The 5,685-nt window shown below is 42.1% G+C and carries 6 protein-coding genes; 2 read left to right on the top strand and 4 right to left on the bottom strand.

The features are described 5' to 3' along the window. The 4 genes from QW087_08170 to QW087_08155 all read right to left on the bottom strand — a co-directional run. Positions 1 to 390 (bottom strand): RAMP superfamily CRISPR-associated protein (locus tag QW087_08170; protein MEM2944700.1); only part of this gene is annotated, 390 nt, incomplete at its 3' end. After that, positions 377 to 2,767: an HD domain-containing protein gene (locus QW087_08165; protein ID MEM2944699.1), complete on the bottom strand. Its 2,391-nt coding sequence runs from the start codon at positions 2,765 to 2,767 to the stop codon at positions 377 to 379. The genes QW087_08170 and QW087_08165, both read right to left, overlap by 14 nt. After that, a complete protein-coding gene (cas6, locus tag QW087_08160; GenBank protein ID MEM2944698.1) occupies positions 2,757 to 3,533 on the bottom strand; it encodes a CRISPR system precrRNA processing endoribonuclease RAMP protein Cas6 in 777 nt (258 codons plus the stop codon). The genes QW087_08165 and cas6 overlap by 11 nt, the downstream gene beginning before the upstream one ends. 237 nt (positions 3,534 to 3,770) lie before the next feature. Beyond that, a complete protein-coding gene (locus QW087_08155; GenBank protein ID MEM2944697.1) occupies positions 3,771 to 4,322 on the bottom strand; it encodes a hypothetical protein in 552 nt (183 codons plus the stop codon). Between the two features lie 564 nt (positions 4,323 to 4,886). Between QW087_08155 and QW087_08150 the strand changes: the two genes are divergently transcribed. Further along, positions 4,887 to 5,090: a hypothetical protein gene (locus QW087_08150; GenBank protein MEM2944696.1), complete on the top strand. Its 204-nt coding sequence runs from the start codon at positions 4,887 to 4,889 to the stop codon at positions 5,088 to 5,090. Positions 5,091 to 5,410: 320 nt separating this feature from the next. Beyond that, on the top strand, positions 5,411 to 5,685 hold a 275-nt coding region (locus QW087_08145), incomplete at its 3' end, for a type I restriction-modification system subunit M N-terminal domain-containing protein (GenBank protein ID MEM2944695.1).

Raw genomic sequence — 5,685 nt, 5'->3', positions numbered from 1 at the left:
AATAGACCTGGCTGGGATGACATTCTCCATAAACAGTTCACGTTCAGTGTGAGATCCTGTTGACCGGTCGATGCTCACATGCGTTCTCTCGGCAACGATCGAATTAGAACTCCAGGCATCTGTGAATTTGAGCACGGGTTCTTGATATCCCTGCGTTCCCTCCTGCTCTTCCACCCCGAACAACTCGACTATCCTCTTATTTTGCCCCCAAATACGCTTTGCCTCCGAGCGCAAAACTCCTTTTATGTGGGTAGCTGGGATAATGAACCTCTCTTTCGTAGCACCATTCTGAATATATTTGTCCCTCAAGATATCGATTGTAGACCCTATTCTGCCACCAGATGTGTGAAACGCTGTCGTGGTCTCGATGATGATCTTAAGAATTTCCATGCATCAACTCCTCCTCTTTTGTTTGCTCATAATACCAGATCATTGGCACGAGGATTTCCAGTTCCTTCTTTACATCCCATGCGCTCACGAGATCACGGACGATCTCAAGTATTCCAGTTCTTTCTACTTCTGCCGCAGCCTTGATGCTTTCCTTATCTGAACACCTGGCATAGAGATGCTTGATAAAATTGAGCTTCGCTCGTACGTCATCGTCTGCGTTTACAAGCGCTGATACGAGCGGACGCCATGATTTGCCCCTCTTGTCCCTACTAATGACCCTGAGCATGAATTTTGTAACTTCATGTAGCTTGTGATCGTCTCGAGGGAGTACGAATGTGAGGTTCTCGTCGGAGGGCATGCTAGTTGTTACACATGACACAGACATCGCTCCAATCGGTAGCTTGAAGAGACCCTTGTTGTCAAGAACTACGTGCTCTCTGAAATATCTCTTGGCATATTGTTCAAGCTGGTGGGCTTTATCTATCAGGAAATATATCGGAAATTTGTAATCAGATATTGCAACCCCAGCTGAGAATGTGACAACTGGCCTCGGTGCATCGAAGCCAGTTAACTCAAATTGCAGCCTCTCGGCGGCATTTCGTAAGAAGGATTCTGCGAGGGGAATTGCAATTCTAGCATCTACAATGACGAGAGCATCGTCGCCGCCTAAATATATGAGCTTATACCTCGGTTCGAATTTGTACGATTTCTTAAAATCCTCTACGATCCTTTCCAAAGTATCTTTAAAAATCTGATTTATGTGGAAATCGAAAATTTCACTTTTGAAGCTATACTCAGCAGGTGTCTTCGTCTGTGTGAATATGCGTCCCATCATATTGCCATCGATAGCGATCACGGCAATGGTCTCTGATATTTCCTCGAGAGTCTCTGCTTCGTTTGATATTTTTCGCTTTAATGCGAAACCCCTTTTGCTCTCGCAAGTTCCGCAAATGTACTCTCCCCCACTTGTCTCCACTTCACCTATTCCTTCGCAGCAATATGAACAAACTTCTGCACTCTTCTGCACTCTAATCGGTTCTGTGAATTCTATTGGCCTCTTCTTCTCATCGTCCAACTTATCAAAAAGAGATTTGAGACACTTTCCGAACTCACTTTGGATCTCTCCAAGATCTTTAAAAATCCATCGGATCGCGACCCTTAGCTTTCCAGCGGAAATATCGTCGACATATCCCTGAATCTCTTTCCTGATCGCAACAAGCTTCTCCTCGTCCTTTGGTACGAATGCAACGAGATTGCCGCCTCCCGAAAAGAGTATGAGTTCGGGGGAGAATTCTCGAGAGAGGATTTTTTCTGAATTCCGTAACACTTCGTCGACAATAGCACTCCCTCCTCGCAAAGCTGGTAACTTCTTGGCACCGCCTACAAAACGCTGGATCCCTTGGATATCGATGCCAAAAAGCCCGATTGTCTCGACTTTTTCGGGAGATTGTTCTTTTCCCCCCCTCCTTAAAAAGATGATCGGAGAACCGGATACAACCTCATCGTAAAAGGGGATCACATAATTGTGATCCTTTTTGTTATCTGCACGGAGAGCACGGGGAGAAAGCGTAACCTCAATCCTTTCATTTCTGCCAATCAAATGATGGCTGAATTCTTTACAATGGAAATCACACCTTTCGTCAAAATAGATGAGGTGAGGAAAAATAGAGTCCTCCGAGATGATCTCTGCTTTGATATCTTCGTTTTTTTCAAGAGCCTCTGTTAAATCCCCTGCGAATTTAATCACAACTTCATAAGTCCTGTCTGTAGCAGAAGCAATTGTATCAGCAAGGGCTACGAGTTTTTCATCATCATTTGATGCTGTGTACTCATCATACCAAGATGCGGTATGGTGCTTCGTACTCAGCCTTATAATGTGGTGTTTTGTGGTGTTATCAAGGGAGTCGATTCCTCCGAGTATATTCAAAAGGAATTTTTTTGTCCATTCTACATGCTGTTTTCCCTTGCCAGGCGCGTAAAGTTTTCCCATGTCATGGAGAAGGGCAGCAGTGCGAATTTTCTGAACGACCTCATCTGGATATCCAGCTTGATAAGCAAGGATATAGGCAATTGCAGCAGTATTTTTCATATGGTGATACAGCGAGCAGACTGGAAAGCGAGTATCTGCACAATACCTCATGAGGTCTTCGTGAATTTGAGTTGATACGCTATTAGAGGCAGAATTTGGATAAGCGGAGTATCCCGATAGCACCTCATAGACGACTTCTGCAAATCCCTTTACACCCTTTTCTTTTGTTTTTACATATCTTGCTATTATTTCAGCGCATATCTTGTTGGCGATTTCTTCTCCCGAGCACGAAGGGCTCTCCCTTTTCTTTGTAAACCAGTTCACCACTCCTATTTCTTTAGCTTCCAAGTCTATCAACCTCTATTTTACCAAAACCGTAATTCACCCACTTTCCGATCTGGAAGACCTGCGCAAGTCCCAATATAGATCCGAGCTTCCTCGCTGCTCCATCAACTTCGAACTCAATGTATCCGGTGATGCCCTTTAACGGAATTATACGACCGCTTAAATTTCTGTGCTCCCATAGAAACGGGCTGATCTCAGAATTAATATGAGAAGATTGTATTTCTAAAAGGGACTGAGGTACGTGTACTGGATAACAGCTTTTTAAATAGTATTTGCAAAACCTGTTTACTGATCTAATTAGAGAGCGCACTATGTCGTTCATAGTAGGAATAAGCAGTAGATCCCCTCCCTTTTCCAAAGCTAATGGTGAAGAGAAATCTATTCGTACCCTCTTACCCAAGGTTAACGGATGCATCCTTTCTTCAGAAAGCTTAATACCCCTTATTTTGCACGGGATTCCTCCTAGATGACCTTCAGTCTTAGACTCAAGAGATTGGATTAAGTCCTTCAGGAACGACCTCGAAAAACCGATGAATTTCAAGTTCACCTCAATGCAGTTTCCACTGTGCTTCGTGAATAGGAAGTAAGGTCTTACATCTACGTGTGGATTCTTGAAGATAGCTTCTCGCAAGAGGATATGCTCATTAAGGGCATCGCCAAGCCAGCCTCTCACCATCGGACCGTAATAGGTGAGACTAGCCTCGCTTTCTTGCACCAACGAGATGATGACGCTAAAGTATGAGGCCTTCAATATACCCTGAAGTGACAATCGAACTTCCCCCAAATTGTCCCCAGAGCATTTATATGCAATAAGGAATTACCAAGCTTATATTAGATTCAAGGAGTTAAATAATTTACGGATTCTTTCGAAATTTTTAATGTCATGATGCATGTTGTCACACCCTTCTTTTCCGGGCAGTTTCGTCAATAAAAATATCATTAAAATTATACGATCGGAAATGATGTAAATGAGAAAGAAAAAAAGTTACAATTAGAGAATTAACAGCTATGCTACTACCGTGAGATTGTAAGTCAATTCACAGTCAATTTCTCCCGATATTCCATCACTGCTGCCGTCGTTCGACCAGTTTCCAGAAAATGGTGCGGTAACAACGTGCGTGATCCAGAATTCCACAGAGGCGGATGGATTGTAGTCAATCATCTGCGGCTCGCCAATATCTGAATCGTACACTTTTATTGTAAAACTGATTGATGTTGTATTATCTGGTATATCGAAAATTGCGTAAAAAGGGTTCTCTAGGTATTCGACATCCTTGAAAACTGCACTTTGATCGTAATCGTAAAAATAATCCTTTAAGTCTATTGGGTAAGAGATGTAAATTATAAAATAAGGATCAGAATCTGACATTAAGTCAGCAGATCCATCTCCTTGATATGAGATTATGCTTATCTTGATCTTCCCATTTCCATAATCATAGAAGTCGCGACTGTCTACAATTCCATCACCATCATTATCATGTACTGATGCTAAAAGTGAGGTCGCAGGGTTGAAGATTGCAAAATACACGATGAGCATAACGCCTATGATGAATGCCATGGCCAGTACAGCAGTCCTAAGTTTCCTTTTTTTTTGATTGAGTCCTTTTTCTGATCCTACCCCTTCCTCTATGAATATCCCCGCCTCCTATTATGAATGTGAGGAGATTTATTTTATGATTTCTTCTCGATATGTAGCTGTAGACATTGTGAAGATAATATTCGTGCTGTGTCTCATTTCTTCTAACACATGCTTTATACTGAAAACAGTAATGTTGGATCCAAATCGGACCCTCTTGATCGTTCGAACTCTGGTGTTCAAAGAACGCATTATACGCTGAAAACTCTGCATCCAGTGTGAGTCTTGAATTTACATCAAAAACCAAAAAGGGATCGAACGCGCAGTGAGTGAATTGATTTCTCGCAGATATGGCTGTTATGCCGACTCTTCTTGTGATCACTACAAAGTGTACGAAACCAGAACCGGTTTATTTATGCTACATATTCTTCTCTCTTGTTAAAAAAGCGAAATGTTCCCTACTAAATGCACTTACTGGTTTATTTGAACGATTGATGCTTCATGCTGTAGATAAGCTCTAGCCAAAACCAATAAGTCGTCTGAGATGTGTGGCAGAAAGTAGGACAAAAGCATGCAAGTAAGAAGGGATATTATTCATTCGCAAATCCTGCCGCTCCGATTTCCTTGTTCTTTCATCTTCAAGAGATCATCTGTATGATCCTCGAAGCCTTGTATAGAAAGAGTGAAATCATTGGATCAAAAGAAAAATCTACTTGGAACGCATCGGTGAGAATTGTCGTGCAGAGATAGGCAGCGGATGCACAATTTTTTTTGCTTTGATCGCACACAAAAGCTTTTTGATAACGCCTTCACAGGATTCCAATCAAATTAATCCTTGAATCGAAATATGATGATATCTAAATGGGATGAAACGATGCAAAAAATATTTTATCTTAGATCCTCAATATTATCGCTGAGTATTACCGTATGGAGACGGTGGAAGAGATCGGAAGTAGAGTTCATTCGTGTTGTGGCAAACTTCGAGAATGTTGCAATAATGCGAATCTCCTAAATCAACAACTGGAATGTTTGCCAGCTAGATGGATAAGAGTTGCTCGGAGCGTGTGATATTGGGAAAAACCAAAGTTCGCAATTCGATGAAGAAATTGAATGATTTTAACAACCATCAGCAGGAATTACAGGAAGAACACCTGAGCCGTAGCGATATCGATTCTATATTGAAGAAAGCTGCCGATTTGATCAGGACGCGGGTGGATTACAAGTTTATTCTCATCCTGCTCTTTTTGAAGCGGATTAGTGATAAGTGGGATGTGGAGTTTGAGGAAGCCTATCGTGAGGCTTTGTCTCAGGGCTTAAGCGAAGCAGATGCGCGGGCCGAGGCTTT

This window comes from Methanomassiliicoccales archaeon, from assembly GCA_038850735.1.
Taxonomy (GTDB): Archaea; Thermoplasmatota; Thermoplasmata; order Methanomassiliicoccales; family JACIVX01; genus JACIVX01.
Note: the sequence above shows the minus strand (reverse complement) of the source record. Positions and strands in the feature narration are given on the sequence as shown.